Below are 26,582 nucleotides of genomic sequence, written 5' to 3' on the forward strand. Positions count from 1 at the left end.
AGCTCTCCTTCGAAATTCTTTACTTGAACGACCGTCGTTTGGTTCGTGCGTCAGACCGCCTCGGCGCCGGAGATGATCTCGATCAGCTCCTTGGTGATCTGGGCTTGACGGGTTCGGTTGTAGATCTGGGTTTGCTTGCGGATCATTTCGCCCGCGTTGCGGGTGGCGTTGTCCATCGAGCTCATCTGCGCGCCGTAGAACGAGGCGTTGTTTTCCAGCAGCGCGCGGAAAATCTGCACCGCGATATTCCGCGGCAACAGGCCGGAGAGGAGTTCGTCTTCCTCCGGCTCGTAGTCGTAGGACGTCGACGGCGCGTTCGCCGCCTTTTCTTCCACGGTCAACGGAATGATCTGCTGCGCGGTCGGGACCTGGGCGATCACCGACTTGAACTGCGCGTAGAACAGCGTGCAGACGTCGAATTCGCCGTTGTCGAAGCGGGCCAGGACCTTCTTGGCGATGTCCTCGGCGTTGAGGAAGCCGAGCTGACGAACGCCGCGCAGGTCGAGGTGCTCGATGATCTGCTTGTCGTACAGGCGGCGGAGCTGCTCGTAGCCCTTGCGACCGACGCAGAAGAATTTGACTTCCTTGCCCTGCGCGATCAGCGCCTGGGCGCGCTCGCGCGCGAGACGCACGATCGAGGAGTTGAAGGCGCCGGACAGACCACGCTCGCCGGTGCAGACCAGCAGCAGGTGAACCTGATCCTTGCCGGTGCCGCCCAGCAGCACCGGAGCGCCGGGCGAACCGGCGGCAGCGCTGGCGATGTTGGAGATCACCGCGCTCATCTTGTCGGCATAGGGCCGCGCCGCCTCGGCCGCCTGCTGGGCGCGGCGCAACCGGGACGCCGCGACCATCTGCATGGCCTTGGTGATCTTCTGCGTCGCCTTGGTGGAGGCGATGCGGACGCGCATGTCTTTAAGTGACGCCATTCTTCGTTCACCCCGGCGGTTCGACCCCTTGGATCAAGCCGCTAGCCTATCCCAGTCGTCATGCCCGGGCGTGTCCCGGGCATCCACGTCTTCGTTTCTATGCAGTGAGGCACGGAAGGCCGGGACACGAAGCCCGGCCTTGCGACCGTTCTCTTATGCGAAGCTCTTGGCGAAACCTTCGACCACCGACTTCAGCTTGGCGGCACTGTCGTCGGAGAGATCGCGGCTATCGCGGATCGCGTTGAGGATATCGACGTTCTTGCCGCGCAGCAGCGACAACAGACCGTCCTCGAACGCGCGCACCTTGTTGACCGGAAGCGGATCGAGATAGCCGTTGGTGCCGGCCCAGATCACGCAGACCTGCTCTTCCATCTTCAGCGGCGCGAACTGCGGCTGCTTCAGGAGCTCGGTGAGACGCGAGCCGCGGTTGAGCAGGCGCTGGGTCGAGGCGTCGAGGTCGGAGCCGAACTGCGCGAACGCCGCCATTTCGCGGTACTGCGCCAGCTCGCCCTTGATCTTGCCGGCGACCTTCTTGGTGGCCTTGGTCTGCGCCGAGGAGCCGACGCGCGACACCGACAGACCGACGTTCACCGCGGGGCGGATGCCCTGGAAGAACAGGTCGGTTTCGAGGAAGATCTGGCCGTCGGTGATCGAGATGACGTTGGTCGGAATGTAGGCCGACACGTCGTTGGCCTGGGTTTCGATGACCGGCAGCGCCGTCAGCGAGCCCGAGCCCTGGTCCTTGTTCAGCTTCGCCGCGCGCTCGAGCAGGCGGGAATGCAGATAGAACACGTCGCCCGGATAGGCTTCGCGGCCCGGCGGGCGGCGCAGCAGGAGCGACATCTGGCGGTAGGCGACGGCCTGCTTGGACAAATCGTCATAGATGATGACGGCGTGCATGCCGTTGTCGCGGAAGTACTCGCCCATGGTGCAGCCGGTGAACGGCGCGATGTACTGCATCGGTGCCGGATCCGACGCGGTGGCGGCGACGATGATCGAATATTCGAGCGCGCCCTGCTCTTCCAGCACCTTCACGAACTGGGCAACGGTCGAGCGCTTCTGGCCGATCGCGACGTAGACGCAATACAGCTTGATGTTCTCGTCCGGCTGCGCGTTGAGCGGCTTCTGGTTGAGAATGGTGTCGAGCGCGATCGCGGTCTTGCCGGTCTGACGGTCGCCGATGATCAGCTCGCGCTGGCCGCGGCCGATCGGGATCAGGGCGTCGATCGCCTTGAGGCCGGTCGCCATCGGCTCGTTCACCGATTTGCGCGGAATGATGCCGGGCGCCTTGACGTCGACGCGCATGCGCTTGTCGGCCTGGATCGGGCCCTTGCCGTCGATGGGGTTGCCGAGCGCGTCGACGACGCGGCCGAGCAGGCCCTTGCCGACCGGCGCGTCCACGATGGCGCGGGTGCGCTTGACGGTCTGACCTTCCTTGATCTCGCGGTCGGCGCCGAAAATGACGATACCGACGTTGTCGGTTTCGAGGTTCAGCGCCATGCCGCGGGTGCCGTTCTCGAACTCGACCATTTCACCGGCCTGGACGTTATCCAGACCGTAAACGCGGGCGATACCGTCGCCGACGGACAGCACCTGTCCGACTTCGGAGACTTCAGCTTCCTGGCCGAAATTCTTGATCTGGTCCTTGAGGATCGCGGAAATTTCCGCGGCGCGGATGTCCATCAGCCTGCCTCTTTCATCGCGTGCTTGATCGAATTGAGTTTGGTGCGAAGCGAGCTATCGATCATCCGGCTGCCAAGCTTGACCACGAGGCCACCGATGATCGAGGGATCGATCTTCACGTTGAGCGCGACGTCCTTGCCGGTCACCGACTTCAGGGCAACCTTGAGGGCGTCGAGATTCTTGTCCGAGAGCGCCTCCGCCACGGTGACGTCGGCCGTCGCCTCGCCCTTGAACCTGGCGACCAGGGCGCGATAGGCGCGGATGACGTCAGCCACCGCGAACAGGCGGCGGTTGGCGGTCAGCACTTTCAGGAAATTGGCGGAGATGCCGGCGATGCCCGCCTTGTCCAAAACGGCCGAGAGGGCCCTGGACTGGGCATCGGCCGCGAACACAGGGCTGCGGACGAGGCGCTTCAGATCGGCGCTTTCGTTCAGCATGCCCTCGAATTTTTCGAGATCGGCTTTGACCTCGTCGACCACTTTCTGGTCGCGGGCCAGTTCAAACAAGGCCGTTGCATAACGGCCCGACACACCGGAAACGGACGTATCTTCTGCAGCCACAGACGTGCTCTTTTTGCTGTCAAACTCGCAAGGGAAAAACCGTCGCCACAAAGCGGCGCCTAGCGATCCAAGCCCTTGGAATTCAAGCGGGACTTCGATTTTCGACCCCGCACGGAAGTGCCGGGCTCGTTAAAATCGCGGCTTTGCTAACATAGCAGGCGCGCACGTGCAACATGACGCCAAATTAAAGGCATGACGTTCTGTCGCCAGTTCGTCGCACTCCACGACGACGCGACGACGACCTGCCATGCCGCGGAATTGCCACAGCCCCTAAGCCCACCCCCGAGCCGATGCCGGCCATTGGTTCCTGCCCTCAGCGCATAGCGGCCATGAACACGGATCGTTGAGGCGTGATTCCGGCGCACCCAGCTTCACTCGCCGAATACTTTCCGAATTCTAAATGCGGAAAGCGATGACTTCGTTTTACAGTATTCGCGAGTAATTTAGAGGTTAACGAATCGTTAAATTCCAATATTACGGAATGTCGGCTGAATATCTCCGCCGGTAACAAGATATTACACGGCGACACAGAACGGATTTACTGCCCAATTCACGCCTCATTAGGAATCGAAACGCGGTCCCGCTCGCAAACTTACGGGGGCTCCACTTGCCACATATGTGGCAATACTAGCTTAGGGACCAATATATGCTTTGTTTGAAGACGCTGGGCTCAGTGACCCGGCCGCGTACGGCGATCGCTTTTGTTGCCGCAACTCTTCTCATCGGGGGAACTGCCACCGAAGCTTCCGCCAAATCCCGGCATCACCATCGGTATTCCCACCATCATCACCGCAACCAGGCCCAGAACGATGCCAACACGTCCTCCGATTGGCGTAACGCCAATGCGTCGATGACGCCGTCGCAGGGCACCGGACGTGCCTTCTCCGGCATGGCTTCCTTTTACGGGAACGAGTCCGGCAGCAGGACTGCCTCGGGCCAGCGCTTCAACCAGAACGCCATGACCGCGGCGCACCGTTCGCTGCCGTTCGGCACCAAGCTGCGGGTCACCCATGGCGGCTCCAGCGTCATCGTCACCATCAACGACCGTGGCCCGTTCGTTCGCGGCCGTGTCCTCGACCTCTCCACGGGCGCTGCCCGCGCTATCGGCCTCACCGGCGCCGGCGTCGGCCGCGTCACCGCGGAAGTCGTCTCCTAAAGCGCGCGACGCGTGAAACAAGCCCGCCGTCTTGGGGGACGGCGGGCTTCGTCATTCCGGGGCGCGCGCAGCGCGAGCCCGGAATCCATCGAACAGCAGGGTCGGTGGATGAATGGATTCCGGGTTCGCGACTTCGTCGCGCCCCGGAATGACAGCGGCTACAAAAAGCTCTGCGGATCGACGTCGACCTCGAGCTTTTGATTGCCCTTCGGCTTCGGGCATACGGCAAGCCAGTTGCGCAGATAATCCGACAGGTCGAAGCCGCGCGCCGATTTCACCAGGATGCGGAAGCGGTAGCGACCCTTGATGACGGCGAGCGGGGCTTCCGCTGGGCCCAGCACCACCACCCGCTCGTCGCGCGGCGCGAGCGCAACGAGGTGGCGGCCGAAGCCTTCGGCGCTCGGCCGGTCGCCGGCGGAAATGATCAGGCTCGCGAGCCGCCCGAACGGCGGATACAGCGTGCGTTCGCGCAAATCGATCTCGCTGTCGTAGAACGCTTCACGGTCGCAGGCGATCAGCGCCTTCATCACGGGATGGTCGGGCTGGTGGGTCTGGAGATAGCCGACGCCGCGGCCCTGCTCGCGCCCGGCGCGGCCGATCACCTGGTTGAGCAATTGCCAGGTGCGCTCGGAGGCGCGCGGATCGCCATTGGACAGGCCGAGATCCGCATCGACCACGCCGACAAGATTGAGCCGCGGGAAATTGTGGCCCTTGGCGACGAGCTGGGTGCCGATGATGACGTCGACGCGGCCCTCCGCGATGTCATTCAGCTCGGAGCGCATCGTCTCGATCGAGGTGATGAGATCGCTCGACAGCACCATCGTGCGCGCCTCCGGGAACAGCGCGGCCGCCTCTTCCTGCAAGCGCTCGACGCCGGGCCCGACCGCGACCAGCGATTCCTCCGCCGCGCAATGCGGACAGGTTTGCGGGCGCGGCATCGAGAAACCGCAATGGTGACAGACGAGGCGCTGGCGGAAGCGGTGATCGACCAGCCAGGCGTCGCAGATGGTGCAGGCAAAGCGATGGCCGCAGGCGCGGCACAGCGTCAACGGCGCATAGCCGCGGCGATTGAGAAACAATAGCGCCTGCTCGCGCCGCTCGATCGCGGTCCTGATCTCGGACGCCAGCCGCGGCGAGATGAAGCGGCCGCGCGCCGGCGGCTCGCGGCGCATGTCGATGGCCTCGATATGCGGCATGTGCTGGCCGCCGAAGCGTGACGGCAGCGCGATGCGCTGATAGCGGTTCTTGCGCGCATTGACCTCGGACTCGACCGACGGCGTCGCCGATGCCAGCACGATCGGAACCTTCGCGATATGCGCGCGCACCACCGCCATGTCGCGGGCGTGATAATGCACGCCTTCGTCCTGCTTGTAGGCCTGGTCGTGCTCTTCATCGACCACGATGAGGCCGAGATTGGCGTAGGGCAGAAACAGCGCCGAGCGCGCGCCGACCACGACCGGCGCGCTGCCCTCGGAGATCGCCGCCCAATTGCGTGCGCGGGTGCGCGGCGTCAGCTCGGAATGCCATTCCAAGGGACGCACGCCAAAACGCTGCGCGAAGCGATCGAGGAACTGGCCGGTGAGCGCGATCTCCGGCATCAGGATCAGCGACTGTTTTCCGCGGCGGATCGCCTCGGCCACGGCTTCGAAGTAAACCTCGGTCTTGCCCGAGCCGGTGACACCGTCGAGCAGCGCGACGTGAAAGCTGCCGTTGGCCGCGAGCGCGCGCATCGCATCAACTCCGGCGCGCTGGAGCGGCGAAAAATCCGGCCGGCTGAAATCCGGATCGGGCGGCGGCGGCGGTGGAGGCGGCGGCATCGGCTCGACCGTGAGCGTGCCTTCGTCGACGAGGCCGTCGATCACGCCGGCCGAAACGCCGGCCTCCTTGGCCGCCTCGGACTTGCCGTGCAGCAGCCGGTCCGACAGCACCTCGATCAGGCGCTGCCGCGCCGGCGTCAGTCGCCGCGGGAGATCGCCGGTCAGGCGCACGCCGGCGCGCACCCGCTCGGGGCCGAGGTTCTCGCCCATCCGCAGGCACATGCGCAGCACCATGCCGCGCGGGCTCAGCGTGTAATTGGCGATCCAGTCCACGACTGCACGCAGCTCGGGCTTCAGCGGCGGGATGTCGAGCTTTTCGCTGACCTCCTTGAGGCGGTTGTGCAGGCGCGGATCCGGATTGGCGTTTTCGGCCCAAACCACGGCGAGCACCTCGCGCGGGCCGAGCGGCACGCCAATAATGTCGCCCGCCTTCAGCTCCATCCCACGCGGCACCTTGTACGAATAGGTCTGGTCGAGCGCGACCGGCACCAGCACGTCGACCATGCGGGTCGCGTTGGCGGAGACGGCGTTGCTGCGCGACGTGTGGTCCATGGAGGGGAATCGGAACCCGGGGGCTTCAAGGCTAGCGCCCTGAGGCGGCCTTAGCGAACGATAAACGAGTGTGATGCGATATACTGAGTGGAATCACCACGTCCAGAGCGCATGAGCAAAGCGGCCGCCCCACAGATCGAGCTCGCCAGCGCCGATCCTGACATCGCGCAGGAGATGACGCGCTGGCTGTCGCATCTCGGCGCGGAGCGACGGCTGTCGCCGAAGACGCTCGAGGCCTATGGCCGCGATTTGCGGCAGTGCCTGAATTTCCTCTGCGGCCATTGGGGCGAGCGGGTGACGCTGAAGCGTTTCGCCGCGCTGGAAGCCACCGATATCAGGGCCTTCATGGCGATGCGCCGCGCCGATGATATTGCCGGGCGCTCGCTGATGCGCGCACTCGCGGGCCTGCGCTCGTTTGGCCGCTTCCTCGAACGCGAAGGCAAGGGCAAGGTCGGCGCACTCTCGGCGATCCGCGCGCCGAAAGTCGCAAAGAGCCTGCCAAAGCCGCTGCCGATGGCGTCGGCCAAACGTCTTGCGGACGCCGACGAGCGCGCCGGCGAGGATCGCGAGACCTGGATTTTGGCGCGCGATGCCGCGGTGATGGCACTCCTCTACGGCTCGGGCCTGCGCATCTCCGAAGCGCTGGGGCTGACGCGCCGCGAGGTGCCGCGTCCCGGTGAAGGCGACGTGCTGATCGTGACAGGCAAAGGCAACAAGACCCGCATGGTGCCGGTGCTCCAGAACGTGCTCGCGCTCGTGCAGGAGTATGTCGCGATGTGCCCGTATCCGCTGCCGGCCGAAGGCCCGATCTTCGTCGGCGCACGCGGCGGGCCGTTGAGCCCGCGCATCATCCAGCTCGCGATGGAGCGGCTGCGCGGCGCGCTCGGCCTGCCCGACAGCGCCACGCCGCACGCGCTCCGGCATTCCTTCGCCACGCATCTGTTGTCGCGCGGCGGCGATTTGCGCGCGATCCAGGAATTGCTCGGCCATGCCTCGCTCTCGACCACGCAGATCTATACCGGCATCGATGCCGAGCGGCTGCTGGAAGTCTATGCCAGCGCGCATCCGCGGCGCTGATGCTGACATGAAGCTGTCATAGCAAGCCTCGCGGCGCGCATGCCTCTTGCGCGGCGCCCGCGGTTCGGTCAATCGTGGGGAACCGAGCCAGGAGGAATTTATGAGCGCACATGAAAGCATGGAGCATGCCGAGCACGCCGAACACGCGTCCGGCTCGAACAAGAAGATCGCGCTCCTGATCGCGGTCCTGGCGCTGTTCCTGGCGATCTCCGAGACGCTCGGCAAGGGCGCCCAGACCGAATCGATCAGCAAGAACGTCGAGGCCTCCAACCTCTGGGCCTTCTTCCAGGCCAAGAGCATCCGCCGCACCGTGGTGCAGACCATGGCCGACCAGGGCAAGCTCATCCTCGGCGCGGCGAGCGACGAGGCCAACAAGGTGGCCGTGCAGAAGCAGATCGAGGACTGGCAGAAGACCGCGCAGCGCTACCGCTCCGAGCCCGAGACCGGCGAAGGCACCGAGCAGCTGGCCGAAAAGGCCAAGCACGCCGAGCATGAACGCGACGAGGCGACTGCGAAATATCATCACTTCGAGCTGGCGTCCGCCGCCTTCCAGATCGGCATCGTCCTGGCCTCGGCGACGATCATCACCGGCATGCTACCGCTCGCCTGGATCGCGGGCCTGCTGTCGCTTGCCGGACTTGGAATGACCGTGCTCGGCGCATGGTCGCCGCATCTGCTGCATCTGCATTGAGGCTCGTAACCCGCATGAGCGCAGCGACATGCGGGGAGCCACAATAAGGAATCCCGGATATCGCTTTGCTCATCCGGGCTACGCGACGCTCATTGCGTCGACGCTCAACGCGCTTCGTGCACGCTCTTGCGAAAACGCTGGATCAGGCGGAGGGTTCGTGAGGACCAGCCTTCGCCGTTGCCGGCGATCAGCTCCTTGATGCGCCGCTTGACCGGATCGACCAGCTCGGCGGCCTTGGCACGCAGCTTCAGCACCAGATCGTACAGCCGCTCGAACCAGTGCATCTCCATCAGCTTGTCGCGCGTCACATCGAACACGAAGGCGGTGACGCCGACCCCGAGCAGCTTTGCGAACACGATGGTGAAGACCGCGCTGGTCCAGTATTCGTGCGTGAGCAGCCACAGGCCGACCAGCTTGAGCGGAAACAGCGGGATGATGGGCACGGCGAACACGATCAGCGTCATCGCCGGCGACAGCGCATCGACGCGGTCCGACAGCCATTGCTTGAAGCGGGCGAGCGGGACGATTGCGACAACCCGCGCGACGATCGGTTCGAGATGGTCCCACAGCCAGGCTTCGATCAGGAAGATGATCGCAAGCAGGACCCAGACCGGTTGAAGCAGGCGGCGTAGCATGTGTTTCCCGCCCGATTCGGCGCTGGGCGCCACCTACATATGGATGGCCCGCTTGCCGACTGCAAGCGCGGCTTCCTTGATGGCCTCGGAGCGGGTCGGGTGCGCGTGGCAGGTGCGCGCGAGATCCTCCGCGCTGCCGCCAAACTCCATGAGAACGGCCGCCTCATGGATCATTTCGCCGGCCTCAATGCCGATAATGTGCACGCCGAGCACGCGATCGGTCTTCGCATCTGCGAGAATCTTCACAAAGCCGTCGGTGGTCTGGTTGACCTTGGAGCGGCCGTTGGCGGTAAAGGGAAACTTTCCGACCGTATAAGCCACGCCCGCCTGCTTCAGCTCCTCCTCGGTCTTGCCGACGGAGGATACTTCCGGCGTGGTATACACGACGCCTGGGATAACATCGTAGTTCACGTGGCCGGCCTGCCCCGCGATGATCTCGGCAACCGCGACGCCTTCATCCTCGGCCTTGTGCGCGAGCATCGGGCCCGCGACGACGTCGCCGATGGCATAGACGCCCTTCACGCTGGTGGCGAAGTGCGGATCGATCTGCACGCGGCCGCGATTGTCGAGCGCAACGCCGGCTTCCTTCAAGCCCAGCCCATCCGTGTACGGCACACGGCCGATACAGACGAGAACGACATCGGCTTCCAGCGTCTCGGCAGCGCCGCCGGCGGCGGGCTCGACCGTCGCCTTCAGCGCCTTGCCGGAGGTGTCCACGCCCGTGACCTTGGCACCCAGCTTGAACGCAAAGCCCTGCTTCTCCAGGATGCGCTGGAATTGCTTGGCGATCTCCCCGTCCATGCCGGGCAGGATGCGGTCGAGGAATTCGACGACGACGACTTCGGCGCCGAGACGCTTCCACACTGAGCCGAGCTCGAGGCCGATCACGCCGGCGCCGACGATCAAGAGCTTGCCGGGGACCTTGTCCAGCGACAGCGCGCCGGTCGACGACACGATGCGCGTCTCGTCGATCTCGATGCCCTTCAGACGCGCGATGTCCGAGCCGGTGGCGATCACGATGCTCTTGGTCTCGATCACTTGCGACTTGCCGTCGGCGGAGATCTCGACCTTGCCGGTGCCGAGAATCTTGCCGGCGCCCTTGAGCACGTCGATCTTGTTCTTCTTCATCAGGAACTCGACGCCCTTGACGTTGCCGTCGATGCCCTGCTGCTTGAAGTTCATCATCGCAGGCAAATCGAGCTTCGGCGCGGAAACGCTGACGCCCATCTTGGCGAAGGAGTGTCCGGCCTCCTCGAACATTTCGGAGGCGTGCAACAGCGCCTTCGACGGCATGCAGCCCACATTGAGGCAGGTGCCGCCGAGCGTCGCGTTCTTTTCCACCACGGCGACTTTCATGCCGAGCTGCGCTGCACGCACCGCGCAGACATAACCGCCCGGTCCGGTGCCGATGACGACGAGATCGTATGCCATGAGAGAAAGTCCCGTAAGTTTAGCGTTGAGGGATGTGTCAGCGTCCGCGCGGCGCGTCAGCGTCCGCCGGACACATCGAGAATGGCTGAGGTGACGTAGGAGGCCTCGTCCGACATCAGCCAGACGATGGCATTGGCGACTTCATCGGCAGTACCGACGCGCTTCATAGGCACCATATGGGCCAGACGATGGGCGCGGTCGGGCTCACCGCCGGCAGCGTGGATTTCGGTGTCGATCAGGCCGGGCCGGATGCCCGCGACACGAATGCCCTCGCCGGCAACCTCATGGCCGAGGCCGACGGTGAAGGAATCGATCGCGCCCTTGGACGCGGCATAGTCGACATAGGTGTTCGGCGCGCCGAGCTTGGCAGCAACCGACGACAGATTGACGATGACGCCGCCCTGGCCGCCGTGCCTGGTCGACATCCGCTTCACTGCTTCGCGCGCGCAGAGGATGGAGCCGGTGACGTTGACCGCCATCACGCGCTGGATGCGCTCGGCCGACATCTCGTCGACGCGCACGCCGCTGGTCCCGACAATGCCGCCATTGTTGACGAGCGCGCCGAGCGTGCCGAACGCGTCCGCGGCCTTGAACAGCGCCAGGATATCGCTTTCCTCGGCGACGTCGCATTTCACCGCGATGGCCTTGCCGTTGCTGGCCGCGATCTCGGCGACCACCTCGTCGGCGGCGGTCTTGTTGCTGGCATAGCCGACCACGACGCGAAAGCCGCGCGCGGCCGCCGCAATCGCGGTCGCCCGCCCGATGCCGCGGCTGCCGCCGGTGATGACAACGACTTTATCCGTCACGCGCGTCTCCATGGTTCGACACGCGCCGTCGCGTAAGGCGACGGCGCTCGCAGAGCATCAGCGATCAGAGATCGAGCACCAGGCGCGCCGGATCTTCCAGGCTCTCCTTGACGCGAACAAGGAAGGTCACGGCTTCCTTGCCGTCGATGACGCGGTGATCGTAGGACAGCGCCAGATACATCATCGGGCGGACCTCGATCTTGCCGCCGACGACCATCGGCCGCTCCTGGATCTTGTGCATGCCGAGAATGCCGGACTGCGGCGCGTTCAGGATCGGGGTCGACATCAGCGAGCCGTAGATGCCGCCGTTCGTGATGGTGAAGGTGCCGCCCTGCATCTCGTCGATCTTGAGCTGGCCGTCGCGGGCACGGCGGCCGAAATCGGCGATGCCCTTCTCGATCTCCGCGATCGACTTGTTGTCGCAGTCGCGCACCACGGGCACGACGAGGCCCTTGTCGGTGCCGACGGCGACGCCGATGTGGTAGTAGTTCTTGTAGATCAGGTCGGTGCCGTCGATCTCGGCGTTGACGGCCGGGATGTCCTTCAGCCCCTGCACGACGGCCTTGGTGAAGAAGCCCATGAAGCCGAGCTTCGAGCCGTGCTTCTTCTCGAACGCATCCTTGTAGTGCGCACGCAGCGCCATGACGTTGGTCATGTCGACCTCGTTGAAGGTCGTGAGCATGGCGGCGGTGTTCTGCACGTCCTTGAGGCGGCGCGCGATGGTCTGGCGCAGCCGGGTCATCTTGACGCGCTCTTCGCGGGCTGCGTCGTCGGCCGGCGAGGGTGCGCGAACCTGGACCGCTGCGGCCGGCTGGTTGACCGGGGTCGGCGCCGAGGCCGCACGCTCGATCGCGGCGAGCATGTCGCCCTTGGTGACCCGGCCGTCCTTGCCGGAGCCGGGAACGGTCGAGGCGTCGATGCCGGTCTCGGCCGAGAGCTTTCGCACGGAGGGCGCGAGCGGCGAGTCGGCCGGCGGTGCTTTCGACGCGGCCGGGGCGGCGGCTGGAGCCGCCGCGGCGGGAGCAGGCGCGGGCGCGGCAGCCGGCTTGGCGGGCGTCTTTGCGACGCCGGCCGTGCCCTCGGTGATCTGCCCGAGCAGCGCACCGACCGCAACGGTCGTGCCATCTGCGGCGATGATCTCGCTCAGCGTGCCCGCGGACGGCGCCGGGACTTCGATGGTGACCTTGTCGGTCTCGAGCTCCACCAAGGGCTCGTCGACGGCGACGGGATCGCCGGCCTTCTTGAACCAGCGGCCGATGGTGGCCTCGGTGACGGATTCGCCGAGGGTCGGCACACGAATTTCAGTCATGGTCTTTTCCTTAAGGAGATCGCCAATGCGGTCGGGAATTTTCAGGTGTCATCGGCCGGCGAAAAGCAGGCCATCCAGCAAGCCGAAACGTTCGCATTCACCACGGACGCCACGGTTTGCCGGATGCCCCGCTCCAGTGCGCCATGGCACACAAGGCGGGGCATGACGCAGCTCGAAAAAGTTCAGCTCAATGCTTCGTCCAGGAACGCCTTCAGCTGCGCCTGATGCTTCGACATCAGACCCGTGGCGGTCGCAGCGGAGGCGGCGCGACCGACATAACGCGGACGCCGGCTCGCACCGTTCACCTGGTTCAGCACCCATTCCAGATAGGGCTCGATGAAGTGCCAGGCACCCATGTTGCGGGGCTCTTCTTGGCACCACACGACTTCGGCCTTCTTGAAGCGCGACAGCTCGGCCACCAGCGCCTTCAGCGGCACCGGATAGAGCTGCTCGACGCGCATCAGGTAGATGTCGTCCATGCCACGCTTCTCGCGCTCCTCGTAGAGGTCGTAATAGACCTTGCCCGAGCAGAGCACGATGCGGCGGATCTTCTCGTCGGGCACGAGCTTGACCGCTTCGCCCGGCAGCATCTGGGCGTCGTCATACAGGATGCGGTGGAAGGTCGTTCCCTTCGCGAGCTCCTCGAGGCGCGACACGGCCCGCTTGTGACGCAGCAGCGACTTCGGCGTCATCACGATCAGCGGCTTGCGGATTTCGCGATGGAGCTGGCGGCGCAGCACGTGGAAGTAGTTCGCCGGAGTGGTCGGATAGACCACCTGCATGTTGTCTTCCGCGCACATCTGGAGATAACGCTCCAGACGCGCCGAGGAATGCTCCGGTCCCTGGCCCTCATAGCCGTGCGGCAGGAGGCAGACGAGGCCGGACATGCGCAGCCATTTGCGCTCACCCGAGGAGATGAACTGGTCGAACACGACCTGCGCGCCGTTGGCGAAGTCGCCGAACTGCGCTTCCCACAGGGTCAACGTGTTCGGCTCGGCGAGCGAATAGCCGTATTCGAAGCCGAGCACGGCTTCTTCCGACAGCAGCGAGTTGATGACCTCGTAATGGCCCTGCTCGTGACCGAGATGGTTGAACGGCGTGTAGCGGCTCTCGTCTTCCTGGTCGATCAGGACCGAGTGGCGCTGCGAGAAGGTGCCGCGCTCCGAATCCTGTCCGGACAGGCGGACATGGTGGTTCTCGTTGAGCAGCGTGCAGAACGCCAGCGCCTCGCCGGTCGCCCAGTCGATGCCCGTGCCGCCGTCGATCGCCTTGGCGCGGTTTTCGAGGAAACGCTGGATGGTGCGGTGGACGCGGAAACCGTCCGGCACCTTGGTAATCTTGCGACCGATGTCCTTCAGTGCGGCGATGTCGACGCCGGTAACGCCACGCCGCGCGTCTTCTTCCTGATCCGCGATCTTGAAGCCGGCCCATTTGCCGTCGAGCCAGTCGGCCTTGTTGGGCTTGTAGCCGGAGCCGGCTTCGAGCTCGGCATCGAGCCGCGCGCGCCAGTCGGCCTTGGCCTTCTCGACCTCGCCCTCGGTCAGCACGCCTTCGCTGATGAGGCGGCGGGCGTAGAGCTCGAGCGTCGACGGATGGGCCGCGATCTTCTTGTACATCACCGGCTGGGTGAAAGCCGGCTCGTCGCCCTCGTTATGGCCATGCCTGCGGTAACAGAACATGTCGATGACGACGGGCTTGTGGAATTTCTGCCGGAACTCGGTCGCGACCTTGGCCGCGAACACGACGGCTTCCGGATCGTCGCCGTTAACGTGGAAGATCGGCGCGTCGATCATCTTCGCCACATCCGACGGATACGGCGACGAACGGGAATAACGCGGATAAGTGGTGAAGCCGATCTGGTTGTTGACGATGAAGTGCACTGAGCCGCCGGTGCGGTAGCCCTTCAGGTCCGACAGGCCGAAGCATTCCGCGACCACGCCCTGGCCGGCAAACGCGGCGTCGCCATGCATCAGCAGCGGCATCACCGAGATGCGCATATCCGGCGGATCGCCGTGCTGATCCTGCTTGGCGCGGACTTTTCCGAGCACCACGGGATCGACGATCTCGAGATGCGAGGGGTTGGCGGTCAGCGACAGATGGATGCGGTTGCCGTCGAACTCGCGATCCGAGGACGCGCCGAGGTGATATTTGACGTCGCCCGAGCCTTCGACCGCATCAGGATTGGCCGAACCGCCCTTGAACTCGTGGAACAGCGCGCGGTGCGGCTTGCCCATCACCTGGGTCAGCACGTTGAGGCGGCCGCGATGCGGCATGCCCAGCACGACTTCTTTCACGCCGAGATTGCCGCCACGCTTGATGATCTGCTCGAGCGCGGGAATCAGCGATTCGGCACCGTCCAGGCCGAAGCGCTTGGTGCCGGTGAACTTGGTGTCGCAGAACTTCTCGAAGCCTTCGGCCTCGACCAGCTTCATCAGGATGGCGCGGCGGCCTTCGCGGGTGAAGGAGATTTCCTTGTCCGGCCCCTCGATCCGCTCCTGAATCCACGCCTTCTGCGCCGCGTTGGTGATGTGCATGAACTCGACACCGAGCGTCTGGCAATAGGTGCGCTCGCAGATCGCTGTGATTTCGCGCAAGCTGGCGTATTCGAGACCGAGCACATGGTCGAGGAAGATCTTGCGGTCGAAATCGGCTTCGCTGAAGCCGTAGGTCCGCGGATCGAGCTCTTCGCGATTGCGCTGGGCTTCGATGCCGAGCGGATCGAGCTTGGCGTGGAAGTGGCCGCGCATGCGATAGGACCGGATCAGCATCAGGGCCCGGACCGAGTCGCGGGTGGCCTGGAGCAGGTCGGCGGAGGAGAGGCCGCCGCTCTTGTCGCCACCCTTGGCCTGCGCCTTGGCGGCGATCTTGGCGCCGACCGTCTTCTCGACTTCCGCCCAATTGCCGTCGAGCGCGGAGGTCAGATCGTCCTGCGGGGTCAGCGGCCAGTTGGCGCGCTCCCAGGACGGGCCTTGGGCGTTCTTGCTGATGTCGCCCGGCTGGTCGTTGAGGCTCTTGAAGAAGTCCTGCCACTCGGCATCCACCGAGGACGGGTCCTTCTCGTAGCGGGCATAGATTTCGTCGATGTAGGTGGCGTTGGTGCCCTGCAAAAAGGAGGAGAGGGCAAAGGCTGCGTTCGCGTCTTGGCGAGACATACTTGAGTTCCTGGCGATTTCGGTTCGCGCATAACAAACGGCGCTGGCGCTGGGCTCCCCGGCAGAGGACCAGCGCGACAGGCACCATTTACCCTATTTGCTGCGAAACTTCGCCCGGAAAATTACGAAGGTGTGAATCAGGCTTTCAATTTTTCGGCAAGCGTGTGCCCGAGCCGAGCGGGAGACGGGGACACTGTAATTCCAGCCGATTTCATCGCGTCGGTCTTGGAACCGGCGTCCCCCTTGCCGCCGGAAATGATCGCGCCGGCGTGGCCCATGCGGCGGCCGGGAGGGGCTGTGACACCGGCGATGAAACCGACCATCGGCTTCTGGCGGCCGCGCTTGGCCTCGTCCTTGAGGAACTGGGCGGCGTCTTCCTCGGCGGAACCGCCGATCTCGCCGATCATGATGATCGACTCGGTCTTGGGGTCGCCGAGCAGCATTTCCAGCACGTCGATGAACTCGGTTCCCTTGACCGGATCGCCGCCGATGCCGACCGCGGTGGTCTGGCCGAGGCCTTCCTGGGTGGTCTGGAACACGGCTTCGTAGGTCAGGGTCCCCGAGCGGGAGACGATGCCGACGCTGCCGGTCTTGAAGATGTTGGCCGGCATGATGCCGATCTTGCACTCGCCGGCGGTCATGACGCCCGGGCAGTTCGGCCCGATCAGGCGCGACTTGGAGCCCGCCAGCGAACGCTTCACCCTGACCATGTCGATGACCGGGATACCTTCCGTGATGCAGACGATCAGCGGGATCTCGGCATCGATGGCCTCGCAAATCGCATCGGCCGCGCCCGGAGGCGGCACGTAGATCACGGACGCATCGGCGCCGGTCTTCTCACGCGCCTTGCGCACGGTGTCGAACACCGGCAGGCCCAGATGCGTCGCGCCGCCTTTGCCCGGCGAGGTGCCGCCGACCATCTTGGTGCCATAGGCAATCGCAGCCTCCGAGTGGAAGGTGCCGTTCTTGCCAGTAAAGCCCTGGCAGATGACCTTGGTGTTCTTGTCGATCAGGATGGACATGAGGTCTGCTTTCGCGAAACTAACGAGTGAGAGGTCAGTGGATGCGGCGGTAGACGCCGGTGAGCACGTCGGCCCAGCCTTCCGCGTCCGGCGAGAACTGGATCTTCAACGAATAGGAATCGTCGTCGATGATTTCATATACGTGGCGCGCATTGCCGCGGAGCGAGCCGCGCACCAGCGTCAGGGTCTTGCCGCCCCATCCGCCGGAGGCGGGCGAGGGCGGCGTGTAGCCGAGCGAATCGTACCAGAACAATTTGTAGGTCCGGTCTTCGCGGTCGAAGGTGAAGATGCCGTGGGTGGCGAAGCTCTGCTTGCCGTCGCGGGTCTGGACCGAGTCCTGGATCAGATAGAAGCCATTGAGATCCATGTGGGCCACGACGTGAGAGGTCGCCGTCCCGCCCTCCGTCCAGCGCGACGGAAAGACCACCTCTTCGCCATTCCATTCGCCGGCGAACGCGGCAAGACGCGCGTGCTCCGGCAGCGGGGATGATGCAGCGAGATGGTCCTGGGTCATGGCCTCAGCCTTCCTTGACGGCCTTCACGATCTTCTGCGCAGCGTCGTCGAGATTGTCGGCCGGCACCACGTTCAGGCCGGACTCACGGATGATCTTCTTGCCCAGCTCGACATTGGTGCCTTCGAGGCGAACCACCAGCGGCACGCTAAGGCCGACTTCACGAACCGCAGCCGTGACGCCCTCGGCGATCACGTCGCACTTCATGATGCCACCGAAGATGTTGACCAGGATGCCCTTCACGTTGGGATCCGCGGTGATGATCTTGAAGGCGGCCGCGACCTTCTCCTTGCTGGCGCTGCCGCCGACGTCGAGGAAGTTCGCCGGCGCCATGCCGTAGAGCTTGATGATGTCCATCGTCGCCATCGCGAGGCCGGCGCCGTTGACCATGCAGCCGATATTACCGTCGAGGGTGACGTAGTTGAGGTCGTGTTTCGACGCTTCGATTTCCTTGGCGTCTTCCTCGGTCTCGTCGCGCAGCGCGAGCACCTCGGGGTGACGGAACAGGGCGTTGTCGTCGAACGACACCTTCGCGTCGAGCACGCGGAGCTGGCCCTGCTTGGTCACGACCAGCGGGTTGATCTCCAGCATCGACATGTCCTTGGCGACGAACGCCGCGTAGAGCTGCGCGGTGAGCTTCTCGGCCTGCTTGGCGAGATCGCCGGAGAGTTTCAGCGCGTTCGCGACGGTGCGGCCGTGATGGCCCATGATGCCGGTCGCGGGATCGATCGAGAAGGTCACGATCTTCTCAGGCGTGTTGTGCGCGACGTCCTCGATGTTGACGCCGCCCTCGGTCGACACCACGAACGAGACGCGCGAGGTTTCGCGGTCGACCAGGATCGAGAGGTAGAATTCCTTGTCGATGTCGGAGCCGTCCTCGATGTAGAGGCGGTTGACCTGCTTGCCGGCGGGGCCGGTCTGGATCGTGACGAGCGTGGCGCCGAGCATCTGCTTGGCGAATTCGGAAACTTCCGCGGCCGACTTGGCGATGCGGACGCCGCCCTTGTCGCCGGCCGAGGCTTCCTTGAACTTGCCCTTGCCGCGGCCGCCGGCGTGGATCTGGCTCTTCACAACCCAGACCGGGCCCGGGAGTGCCTTTGCCGCCGCGTCCGCATCGGCCGCCTTCAGGACCGGAACGCCCTTGGAGATCGCGACGCCGAACTCGTTCAGCAGCGCTTTGGCCTGATATTCATGGATATTCATATGGTCGCTCCCTGAACCCGCGGGCGGTGACCTCGTAGGCCCACCTCAGTCTTGTGGCTGGCATACCATATACCACAGGAACTGCAACCCGGATTCTCTGACATCGATCTCTGGACTTGCGGACCAGGACCCGCCCCAACCTTAAACAAGGTTTGGCGGACCCCGGAAATGAAACCGCCGAAGACCGGTTTTCGATCTTCGGCGGAATGTTTCGACCTTAGCGGCCCAGAAGATCGGGTGCGATCTTCTTGCAGGCATCAACCAGACCCTGCACCGCGCCGACCGACTTGTCGAAGGCTTCGCGATCCTTGCCGACGAGCTCGATCTCGACGACGCGCTCAACGCCCTTGGAGCCGATCACGACGGGCACGCCGACATACATGTCCTTCACGCCGTATTCGCCGTTCAGGTAGGCGGCCGAGGCCAGCACGCGCTTCTTGTCACGCAGATAGCTCTCGGCCATCGCGATCGCGGAAGCCGCCGGCGCGTAGAAGGCCGAGCCGGTCTTGAGGAGGTTGACGATCTCGGCGCCGCCGTTGCGGGTACGGTCGACGATCTCGTCGAGGCGCGCCTGCGAGGTCCAGCCCATCTTGACGAGATCGGGCAGCGGGATGCCGGCGACGGTGGAGTATTTTACCAGCGGCACCATGGTGTCGCCATGGCCGCCCAGCACGAAGGCGGTGACGTCTTCGACCGAAACGTTGAACTCGTCGGCCAGGAAGTAGCGGAAGCGCGACGAATCCAGCACGCCGGCCATGCCGACGACCTTCTTGTGCGGCAGGCCGCTAGCCTTCTGCAGCGCCCAGACCATCGCGTCGAGCGGGTTGGTGATGCAGATGACGAAAGCGTCGGGGGCGTATTTCTTGATGCCGGCGCCGACCTGTTCCATGACCTTGAGGTTGATCGAGAGGAGGTCGTCGCGGCTCATGCCGGGCTTGCGCGGCACGCCGGCGGTGACGATGCAGACTTTTGCGTTGTCGAGCGCCTCGTAGGAGTTGGCGCCGGTGTAGTGCGCGTCAAAGCCGTCGACCGGCGAGGACTGCGCGATGTCGAGCGCCTTGCCCTGCGGCACGCCCTCGGCGATGTCGAACATCACCACGTCGCCCAGCTCTTTCAGGCCGATGAGATGAGCCAGCGTTCCGCCGATCTGACCGGAGCCAATCAAAGCAATCTTGTCGCGCGCCATGTGAACCTGTCCTTTAGACACGTAAGGAGGGGAAAACTGAGACGGGTGGTTATCCCTTTCGCCTCCCCCGTTCAAGTCACGGGTTGCCCAATTGTCGGGCTTGCCGGGATAGCAGCCAGAATACCCAGGCTGTCATTCCGGGATGCGCCAACAGGCGCAGGCCCGGAATCCATGAGGCGGTAGAGTCGGCGGCAGGATGGATTCCGGGCTCGCGACTTCGTCGCGCCCCGGAATGACGCCGGAGAAGATGGTGAAATAGGACTTAAGTCTCCACCAACCCCTTGGTCGAACCGCTGGCGGTGGAATCCTTGCGACCGTGGGGCAGTGCCAGATAGGATTCCGAGCTCATTTCGATCAGGCGCGAGGCGGTGCGCTTGAACTCGTTGGCCTCGTTGCCCTCATTGGCGAGATAGAGCGAGATCGGGTTGGCATCGGCCGAGGCCATCAGCTTCACGGCATTGTCATAGAGCGTGTCGATCAGTGTAATGAAACGCTTGGCGGCGTTGCGCTGGGAGAAATCCATCACTGGAATATGGTCGACCAGGATGGTGTGATAGTCGTGCGCCAGCCTGAGATAGTCGGATGCCCCGAGCGGCTTCTCGCAGAGATCGGCGAACGCGAAGCGCGCCACGCCGTGGGCCGAGCACGGCACGTGCAGGATGCGGCCCTTGATCGAAATATCGCGCGACTTGCATTTGGCGCTGCCTGACATCTTCGACCAGGCGCGGTCGAGCGCGGCGTCGGCCTCGGTGTCTGCCGGCGTCAACCACATCGGCACGCCCTGAAGCTTTTCCAGCCGGAAGTCGGTGCGCGCGTCGAGCCGCAGCACGTCCATGTGGTCGGTGATCTGTTTGATAAAGGGCAGGAATAGCGAACGGTTCAGACCGCCCTTGTAGAGGTCGTCAGGCGCGACGTTGGAGGTCGCAACCACCACGGTGCCGAGCTCCAGCAGCTTTGCGAACAGGCGGCCGAGGATCATCGCGTCCGCGATGTCGGTGACGTGGAATTCGTCGAAACAGAGCAGCCAGCTCTCCTCGAAGATCGCATGCGCCGTCAGCGCGATGACGTCGCCGTCGGCGATCTCGCCGCGGGCGATGCCCTGGCGAAAATCGTAGATGCGCTCGTGCACATCGGCCATGAATTCGTGGAAATGCGCGCGCCGCTTGTGCTCGACGGTCGAGTGCTGGAAGAACAGATCCATCAGCATGGTCTTGCCGCGGCCGACCTCGCCATGGACGTAGAGCCCATGCGGCGCCTCGTCCTTGTCGCTGCTGAACAGGCGGCTGAGCAGGCCCTGCTTGCGCTGCGGCTTGTAATCGGCGAGCCGCTGGTCGAGCGCCGCATAGGCGTCGGCGATTTCGGCCTGCGCAGCGTCGGGCTCGATCGCGCCGGACGCGATCTGGGCCTGATAGGCTTCGCGGAATGAGGAACTGGGGGTCGAGAGCATGCTCTTTACCGCCAGAGATGAGCGGAAATTGCAACTCCGTATTGGCGCAAGGGCTTATGCGCTCCGCCCACATCCACGTGGTCGGAGGCGAATAATTGAGATATCACAGGGCTAAAGCGGCTACTTTGAGGTTCCTGGCATGGCCCTTAGTATCGAGGACTCCGAGGTCGAACGGCTCGCGAGGCGTCTGGCGCAACTCACTGGCGAGACGGTTGCTCTTGCTACGAAGCGAGCTATCGAAGAGCGCCTCAGGCGCATCGACAATCAGTACTGCAAAACTGCTCTTTTGGAGGATATGGCCGCAATCCGTCGACGCTGGAGCGAGCTGCCTGTGGTAGCCGACCGGATGCCCGACGAAATAGTAGGATACGACGAACACGGATTGCCATTCTGACTTCAGTCGATGCTAGGCATCTACGCGCCATATGGGTCGGCGTCGCTCCGTCTTCTGCGAGCCAAGACTCACTCACACAACTCATAAGCGTCCTCGACCACATACGGGCCGCCGCCCGTCGATGCGCGGGACGAGAACAGCACGAAACGTTCGGCCGTGAACGCCTTGCTGGGAAAATAGCCGCGCAGCGAAAGATAATCGGCGACGTCACGGTCGGTGGCGTCGTGCAGCCGGGCCAGCGTGACATGCGGGATGAACTTGCGGCCTTCAGGGTCGAGGCCGATCCGCTGCATCAGGCGCTCGAGCTCGGCCTGCAATTCCATCAGCGGCTTGCTCGGCACGATGGTGGCGACCACCGCGCGCGGCTTGCGTCCGCCGAAACTCTGCAAACCCTGCACCTTCACCTCGAACGGCTTGCGGTCGACGCGAAACAACATCGAGGCGATTTCGTTGGCGGACATGCCATCGATATTGCCGATGAAGCGCAGGGTGACGTGATAATTTTCGGGATCGATCCAGCGGGCGCCGGGAAGGCCGCCCCGTAAATTGGAAAGCGACTGGCCAATCTCGGCCGGAATTTCCAGACCAGTGAACAAACGCGGCATCGTTTCGCACTCCCGATGCTTGGGCATGATCCCAGGGCAAGATCATATCCAAATTTTAGAGCCGGCGACGAATCACCGGTACCTCAATTCCTATCGCAGTTGTGTGACTCTGCGAAGCATCGCGCGCCTCACCCCGGTAAAACCCTGGGAATTACGGTTAGCGTTGCCTGCTTTTCAACGCCGCTGCTCAGCTATCGTGCCAATGAATGCCTCAACCGTGGGCAAGATATTCCTGACGATGATGTCGACGCCGGCCGCGGTCGGATGAATGCCGTCGGCCTGGTTGAGCTTGGCATCAGCCGCGACACCGTCGAGAAAAAACGGATAGAGCGGCACGCCGAATTTTTTCGCCAGATCCGGATAAATCGAATTGAAGCGCGCGGCATAGTCCGCGCCGTAATTCGGCGGCGCCAGCATACCGCACAGCATCACCGCGATCTTGCGCGCCTTGAGGCGCTGGACGATCTCGGTCAGCGCGGTGCGCGTCAAATCGGGATCGATGCCGCGCAGCGCATCGTTGGCGCCGAGCTCGATGATCACACCGTCGGTTCCGTTGGGGACCGACCAGTCGAGCCGGTCACGACCACCCGATGAGGTGTCGCCGGATACCCCGGCATTGGTCATGTCGACCTCTATGCTTTTGTTTTGCAAGGCTTTTTGAAGTTTTGTGGGGAACGCCTCCTGGGCCGGGAGGCCAAGGCCGGCGCTCAAGGAATCGCCGAGAACCACCAGCTTGATCGGCTTCGCAGCCTCGGCCCATGCCGGATTTGGCACCGTCATCAAAGCGAGCATCAACACGGCTATGTGCATGAACAATCCGTAACGCCTCTCGACCGCGCGTGCGGAGTTGCCATATGACCGGACCATGGATACTCGCATCTCTTCCTCGTCGCTTGCCGACAGCTCGGCGGACACCATCGCCATCTCCAACGTCAATCTGTCATTGGGTACGGGCGCGGCCCGCGTTCACATTCTCAAGGATATCAGCCTGCGCGTCGGCCGGAGCGAGACGATCGGCCTGATCGGCCCGTCAGGTTCGGGCAAATCCACGCTGCTGATGGTGATGGCGGGGCTGGAGCGTCCTGATAGCGGAGAGGTGGTGGTCAGCGGCACGCCTTTCAATGCCCTCGACGAGGACGCGCTGGCCCGCTTCCGCGGCCGCCAGGTCGGCATCGTCTTCCAGTCCTTCCATTTGATCCCGACCATGACCGCGCTGGAGAACGTCGCGGTGCCGCTCGAGCTTGCGGGCAATCCCGACGCCACAAAGCGCGCGGCGCAGGAGCTGCAATCGGTCGGGCTCGGCGACCGTCTGCATCATTATCCGACGCAGCTTTCCGGCGGCGAGCAGCAGCGCGTCGCGCTGGCCCGCGCGCTGGCACCCGATCCCGCGATCCTCGTTGCCGACGAGCCGACCGGCAATCTCGACGAAGCCACGGGACAACAGATCGTCGACCTGCTGTTCAGCAAGCATGCCGAGCGCGGCATGACGCTGGTGCTGGTCACGCACGATTCCTCGCTCGCGCATCGCTGCGATCGCGTGATCCGCCTGCGCTCCGGGCGCATCGACACGCAGTCGGCGCCGGCATGAGCATCGCTGCCGAACCGTTTGCGAAGCCCAATGGCGTTGCGCTGTCGCTGCGCTACGCGCTGCGCGAATTGCGCGGCGGCCTGCGCGGCTTCTACGTCTTCATTGCCTGTATCGCGCTCGGCGTGATGGCGATCGCCGGCGTCGGCTCCGTATCGGCGAGCCTGAGCGACGGCCTCGCCCGCGAGGGCCGTACGCTGCTCGGCGGCGACGTGTCCTTCGTCTTGTTCCAGCGCGAGGCGAAGCCGGAGGAAGTCGCCTTCCTGCGTTCGCGCGGCACCGTCTCGAGCGCCGCCACACTGCGCGGCATGGCGCGCTCGGCTGAGGGCAAGCTGGCGCTGGTCGAGATGAAGGCCGTCGACGACACCTATCCGATGCTGGGACAGCTGACGCTGGCGCCGCCGCTGCCGATGTCCGACCTGCTCGCAGAGCACGACGGCGCGTTCGGCGCGGCCGCCGATCCGACGCTGCTGGCGCGGCTGTCGCTGAAGACCGGCGATCGTGTCACCGTCGGGACTGCCACGTTCCAGATCCGCAGCGCCGTCGAAGCCGAGCCTGACAAGCTCGCCGGCGGCATCGGCTTCGGCCCGCGCTTCCTGATCAGCGAGGCGGGCCTGCGCGCCACGGGGCTGGTCCAGCCCGGCAGCCTGGTGCGCTGGGTCTACCGGGTGAAGCTGCCGGAGATCGCCAATAGCGAGCGCGCCACCGACGCCTTCATCGCGGACGCCCGCAACGCCGCGCCGCAGGCCGGCTGGGAGGTCCGCAGCCGCTCCAATGCGTCGCCGCAGCTCGAGCGCAACATCAACCGCTTCACGCAGTTCCTGACGCTGGTCGGCCTCGCCGCGCTGCTGGTCGGCGGCGTCGGCGTCGCCAATGCCGTCAAGGCCCATATCGACCACAAGCTCGAGGTGATCGCGGCCTTCAAGGCCGTCGGGGCCACCGGGCGCGACGTGTTCGGCATCTATCTCGCCCAGGTTCTCCTGCTCGCCGCGATCGGCTCGGTGATCGGCCTCGCGCTCGGCGCCGCCATGCCCTTCGCAATCGTCGGCCTGTTCGGCAAGCTGCTGCCGCTGCCGGTGGTGCCGGCGGTGCATGCCGACGAACTCGCGCTGTCGTTCGTCTATGGGCTGCTTACGGCGCTTGCATTCGGCCTGTGGCCACTCGGGCGGGTGCACGACGTGCCGGTGGCCGCGCTGTTCCGCGACACCATCAGCTCCGAATGGCACCGGCCGCGCTGGAGCTATCTCGTCTTCATGGCCGTCGTGATCGCGCTGCTCATCGCGGTCGTGATCGGGCTATCCTTCGACAAGCGCATCGCTGCGGTGTTCGTGGCCTCCTCCGTGGTCGTGTTCGCGCTGCTGCGCGGCATTGCCGCTCTGCTGATGACGATCGCACGGCGACTGCCGCGCACGCGGTGGCCGATGCTGCGGCTTGCGATTGCCAACATCCACCGGCCGGGCGCGCTGACGCCTTCGGTCGTGCTGTCGCTTGGCCTCGGGCTGGCCGTGCTCGTCACCATCACCCAGATCGACGGCAATCTGCGCCGGCAGTTCCTGGCAGCACTGCCCGAGCACGCACCGTCGTTCTTCTTCATCGACATTCCGAGCACGCAGGCCGAGCAGTTCGACTCATATCTGCGCCAGCTCGCCCCTGGCGCGAAGGTCGATGACGTGCCGATGCTGCGCGGGCGCATCGTCGGAGCCCGCGGCGTCCGCGCCGAGGAGCTCAAGCCCAGCACCGATTCCGAGTGGGTGCTGCAGAGCGACCGTGGCCTGACCTATACCGCCGAGCTGCCGAAGGGCTCCAAGGTGGTCGAGGGCGAGTGGTGGAGCGCCGATTATTCCGGCCCGCCGCTGGTTTCGATGGAGAAGAAGATCGCGGACGGACTCGGCCTCAAGCTCGGCGACGAGGTCGTGGTCAATATCCTCGGCCGCGACATCCCCGCGAAGATCAGCAATCTGCGCAGCATCGACTGGCAGGGCCTCGGCATCAATTTCGTCCTCGTGTTTTCGCCGAACGCGTTCAAGGGCGCGCCGCACACCCACATCGCGACGCTGACGGAAGCCGGCGGCGATGCGGCCGGCGACGGCAAGATCATCAGGGAGGTGGCTGACGCCTATCCGATGGTGACGAGCGTGCGCGTGCGCGAGGTGATGGAGACGGTCGGCTCGGTCGTGACCAACCTGGCGCTGGCGATCCGCGGCGCCAGCGCGGTGACCCTGATCTCGGCGATCCTGGTGTTGGGCGGCGCGCTCGCCGCCGGCCATCGCCACCGGGTCTACGATGCTGTAATCCTCAAGACCCTGGGCGCGACCCGGCTGCGGCTGCTCGGCGCCTATGCCCTCGAATACCTCCTGATTGGCCTCGCTACGGCGGTGTTCGGCGTTTTCGCCGGCAGCGTCGCGGCCTGGATGATCGTGACCCGGCTGATGACCCTCACTTTCGTCTGGCAGGGCGGCAGCGCCGCCGGCGTGGTCGCGGCTGCCTTGGTCGTCACGGTCGGCCTCGGGCTCGCCGGCACGCTGCTGGCGTTGAACAAAAAGCCCGCCACGGTGTTGCGGAATTTGTGACAAATGGTAGCGGGCGGCTGCGCGGGAGCGAAATCGCACGATTCCGGCGATTAACCACGTCCGCTCGTCTGGATTGCAGGGAAGGGCGACATTCAGCCGCGCGTGGACGGTTGCAGCGGATGTGTTAGTTTCCCACATATCGAGTGGGTTCGGAGCCCCGATTGTTAGCCAAAATTTAGTCGGCAGACATCGGTATCCGAGATAGAGTTTGACGAACCGGCGGCATGGCGACCCTCATGCCGGACCGGACCAACCAACGGGAA

22 protein-coding genes are annotated in these 26,582 nt (G+C 64.5%); 6 read left to right on the forward strand and 16 right to left on the reverse strand.

The window, feature by feature from the left end; translation table 11 throughout:
• Positions 1 to 50: 50 nt before the first annotated feature.
• From FXB41_RS11250 to FXB41_RS11260, 3 genes are all read right to left on the reverse strand, one after another.
• Positions 51 to 926 carry a F0F1 ATP synthase subunit gamma gene (locus FXB41_RS11250; protein ID WP_007598895.1) on the reverse strand — a complete coding sequence of 292 codons (876 nt, stop codon included), beginning with the start codon at positions 924 to 926 and terminating at the stop codon, positions 51 to 53.
• A 153-nt stretch (positions 927 to 1,079) separates the two neighbouring features.
• Positions 1,080 to 2,609, reverse strand: a complete 1,530-nt coding sequence (atpA, locus tag FXB41_RS11255) for a F0F1 ATP synthase subunit alpha (protein ID WP_007598893.1) — start codon at positions 2,607 to 2,609, stop codon at positions 1,080 to 1,082.
• Entirely contained in the window at positions 2,609 to 3,169 is a 561-nt protein-coding gene (locus FXB41_RS11260; RefSeq protein ID WP_007598889.1) for a F0F1 ATP synthase subunit delta, read from the reverse strand. Before FXB41_RS11260 ends, atpA begins: the two co-directional genes overlap by 1 nt.
• Positions 3,170 to 3,815: 646 nt before the next feature.
• On the opposite strand from FXB41_RS11260, the gene FXB41_RS11265 reads away from it, so the two are divergent.
• Positions 3,816 to 4,325 (forward strand): septal ring lytic transglycosylase RlpA family protein, encoded by a 510-nt coding sequence (locus FXB41_RS11265; RefSeq protein ID WP_219681806.1) that lies wholly within the window; start codon positions 3,816 to 3,818, stop codon positions 4,323 to 4,325.
• Between the two features lie 158 nt (positions 4,326 to 4,483).
• On the opposite strand, the gene FXB41_RS11270 is transcribed toward FXB41_RS11265, so the two are convergent.
• Positions 4,484 to 6,694, reverse strand: a complete 2,211-nt coding sequence (locus FXB41_RS11270) for a primosomal protein N' (RefSeq protein ID WP_007598886.1) — start codon at positions 6,692 to 6,694, stop codon at positions 4,484 to 4,486.
• A gap of 111 nt (positions 6,695 to 6,805) precedes the next feature.
• Here FXB41_RS11270 and FXB41_RS11275 point away from each other — a divergent pair, with 111 nt between their 5' ends.
• Both FXB41_RS11275 and FXB41_RS11280 read left to right on the forward strand, forming a co-directional pair.
• On the forward strand, positions 6,806 to 7,771 hold the full coding sequence (locus FXB41_RS11275) for a tyrosine recombinase XerC (RefSeq protein WP_219681807.1): 966 nt from the start codon (positions 6,806 to 6,808) through the stop codon (positions 7,769 to 7,771).
• Between the two features lie 100 nt (positions 7,772 to 7,871).
• A complete protein-coding gene (locus tag FXB41_RS11280) occupies positions 7,872 to 8,462 on the forward strand; it encodes a DUF4337 domain-containing protein (protein ID WP_007598882.1) in 591 nt (196 codons plus the stop codon).
• A gap of 104 nt (positions 8,463 to 8,566) precedes the next feature.
• Here the strand turns inward: FXB41_RS11280 and FXB41_RS11285 are convergent, their stop codons facing one another.
• The 10 genes from FXB41_RS11285 to zapE all read right to left on the reverse strand — a co-directional run bounded on the left by FXB41_RS11285 (position 8,567) and on the right by zapE (position 21,165).
• Positions 8,567 to 9,097: a hypothetical protein gene (locus FXB41_RS11285; protein ID WP_219681808.1), complete on the reverse strand. Its 531-nt coding sequence runs from the start codon at positions 9,095 to 9,097 to the stop codon at positions 8,567 to 8,569.
• A gap of 33 nt (positions 9,098 to 9,130) precedes the next feature.
• Positions 9,131 to 10,528 (reverse strand): dihydrolipoyl dehydrogenase, encoded by a 1,398-nt coding sequence (gene lpdA, locus FXB41_RS11290; protein ID WP_219681809.1) that lies wholly within the window; start codon positions 10,526 to 10,528, stop codon positions 9,131 to 9,133.
• 56 nt (positions 10,529 to 10,584) lie between these two features.
• Positions 10,585 to 11,346, reverse strand: a complete 762-nt coding sequence (locus tag FXB41_RS11295; protein ID WP_088941101.1) for an SDR family oxidoreductase — start codon at positions 11,344 to 11,346, stop codon at positions 10,585 to 10,587.
• Positions 11,347 to 11,398: 52 nt separating this feature from the next.
• Positions 11,399 to 12,643, reverse strand: coding sequence for a 2-oxoglutarate dehydrogenase complex dihydrolipoyllysine-residue succinyltransferase (odhB, locus tag FXB41_RS11300; RefSeq protein ID WP_219681810.1), 1,245 nt, complete (start codon positions 12,641 to 12,643; stop codon positions 11,399 to 11,401).
• A gap of 182 nt (positions 12,644 to 12,825) precedes the next feature.
• Positions 12,826 to 15,795: a 2-oxoglutarate dehydrogenase E1 component gene (locus tag FXB41_RS11305; RefSeq protein ID WP_219681811.1), complete on the reverse strand. Its 2,970-nt coding sequence runs from the start codon at positions 15,793 to 15,795 to the stop codon at positions 12,826 to 12,828.
• Positions 15,796 to 15,932: 137 nt separating this feature from the next.
• Entirely contained in the window at positions 15,933 to 16,817 is an 885-nt protein-coding gene (sucD, locus tag FXB41_RS11310) for a succinate--CoA ligase subunit alpha (protein ID WP_219681812.1), read from the reverse strand.
• Positions 16,818 to 16,851: 34 nt separating this feature from the next.
• Complete coding sequence (locus FXB41_RS11315) at positions 16,852 to 17,331, reverse strand: DUF1579 family protein (protein ID WP_219681813.1); 480 nt, start codon at positions 17,329 to 17,331, stop codon at positions 16,852 to 16,854.
• Positions 17,332 to 17,335: 4 nt separating this feature from the next.
• Complete coding sequence (sucC, locus tag FXB41_RS11320) at positions 17,336 to 18,532, reverse strand: ADP-forming succinate--CoA ligase subunit beta (RefSeq protein ID WP_007598871.1); 1,197 nt, start codon at positions 18,530 to 18,532, stop codon at positions 17,336 to 17,338.
• 217 nt (positions 18,533 to 18,749) lie between these two features.
• The gene (gene mdh / locus FXB41_RS11325; protein WP_007598869.1) at positions 18,750 to 19,718 is read right to left on the reverse strand and encodes a malate dehydrogenase; all 969 of its coding nucleotides are present in this window, start codon (positions 19,716 to 19,718) and stop codon (positions 18,750 to 18,752) included.
• A gap of 262 nt (positions 19,719 to 19,980) precedes the next feature.
• Positions 19,981 to 21,165 (reverse strand): cell division protein ZapE, encoded by a 1,185-nt coding sequence (zapE, locus tag FXB41_RS11330; protein ID WP_007598866.1) that lies wholly within the window; start codon positions 21,163 to 21,165, stop codon positions 19,981 to 19,983.
• 139 nt (positions 21,166 to 21,304) lie between these two features.
• On the opposite strand from zapE, the gene FXB41_RS11335 reads away from it, so the two are divergent.
• Entirely contained in the window at positions 21,305 to 21,559 is a 255-nt protein-coding gene (locus FXB41_RS11335) for a type II toxin-antitoxin system VapB family antitoxin (RefSeq protein ID WP_007598864.1), read from the forward strand.
• A gap of 68 nt (positions 21,560 to 21,627) precedes the next feature.
• Here FXB41_RS11335 and thpR read toward each other — a convergent pair whose 3' ends face one another.
• Positions 21,628 to 22,164, reverse strand: a complete 537-nt coding sequence (gene thpR / locus FXB41_RS11340) for an RNA 2',3'-cyclic phosphodiesterase (protein WP_007598862.1) — start codon at positions 22,162 to 22,164, stop codon at positions 21,628 to 21,630.
• Between the two features lie 174 nt (positions 22,165 to 22,338).
• Positions 22,339 to 22,974: an arylesterase gene (locus FXB41_RS11345; RefSeq protein ID WP_219681960.1), complete on the reverse strand. Its 636-nt coding sequence runs from the start codon at positions 22,972 to 22,974 to the stop codon at positions 22,339 to 22,341.
• Between the two features lie 55 nt (positions 22,975 to 23,029).
• Between FXB41_RS11345 and FXB41_RS11350 the strand changes: the two genes are divergently transcribed.
• Positions 23,030 to 23,752 carry an ABC transporter ATP-binding protein gene (locus FXB41_RS11350; protein ID WP_007598857.1) on the forward strand — a complete coding sequence of 241 codons (723 nt, stop codon included), beginning with the start codon at positions 23,030 to 23,032 and terminating at the stop codon, positions 23,750 to 23,752.
• Positions 23,749 to 26,319 (forward strand): ABC transporter permease, encoded by a 2,571-nt coding sequence (locus FXB41_RS11355; protein ID WP_219681814.1) that lies wholly within the window; start codon positions 23,749 to 23,751, stop codon positions 26,317 to 26,319. Before FXB41_RS11350 ends, FXB41_RS11355 begins: the two co-directional genes overlap by 4 nt.
• Positions 26,320 to 26,582 lie beyond the last annotated feature (263 nt).

The organism is Bradyrhizobium canariense (assembly GCF_019402665.1).
Classification (GTDB): domain Bacteria; phylum Pseudomonadota; class Alphaproteobacteria; order Rhizobiales; family Xanthobacteraceae; genus Bradyrhizobium; species Bradyrhizobium canariense.